The sequence below is a fragment of the Phytobacter sp. V91 genome, assembly GCF_965644225.1.
In the GTDB taxonomy this organism is placed as follows: domain Bacteria; phylum Pseudomonadota; class Gammaproteobacteria; order Enterobacterales; family Enterobacteriaceae; genus CBFFRJ01.
In genome coordinates, this window is record NZ_CBFFRJ010000315.1 from 1 (window position 1) to 521 (window position 521).

The following is a 521-nucleotide window of genomic DNA, read 5'->3' on the forward strand; positions in this document are numbered from 1 at the left end:
GTCTGCGGAACCTGGTTGGCCTGTGCCAACACCGAAGAACCCGCCTGCTGTAGTATCTGCGCTCGAGACATGTTCGACACTTCCGTCGCGTAGTCAGAATCCTGAATTCGGCTACGTGCAGCCGTCAGGTTGCTGGTAGTGTTATTCAGGTTGGTGATTGCAGACTCAAAACGGTTCTGAGATGCACCCAACAGACTGCGCTGAGAATCCACTGATTTGATTGCCGCATCAATTTTAACTAACGGACCATCACTAACTACTCCGCTTGCATCAGTAGCAATTGCGCTGAGAACATCAAAACCACTTGCCGCTACTTTACGGGTGCCGGAAGCACCGGTGTTATCAAGCAGAGTCGCGGTACCAGTCTCAGTGTAAGTACCACCATTGTTAGCGTTCGCTGTACCAGAAGTCTGATAGAGGTTCCAACCGCTGCTCGCGCCTACAGAGATGCTGATGGTTTCAGCATCTTTGGAGCCAACCTGGAAGGAATAGCTGGTATCGGTATCAGAGCCGGTATTCAG

General features: G+C 51.4%; 1 protein-coding gene. It reads right to left on the minus strand.

What is annotated here, in order from left to right; genetic code table 11:
- A partial coding sequence (locus ACSZO4_RS25825) for a flagellin (protein WP_437891928.1) occupies window positions 1–521 on the minus strand: 521 nt, incomplete at both ends.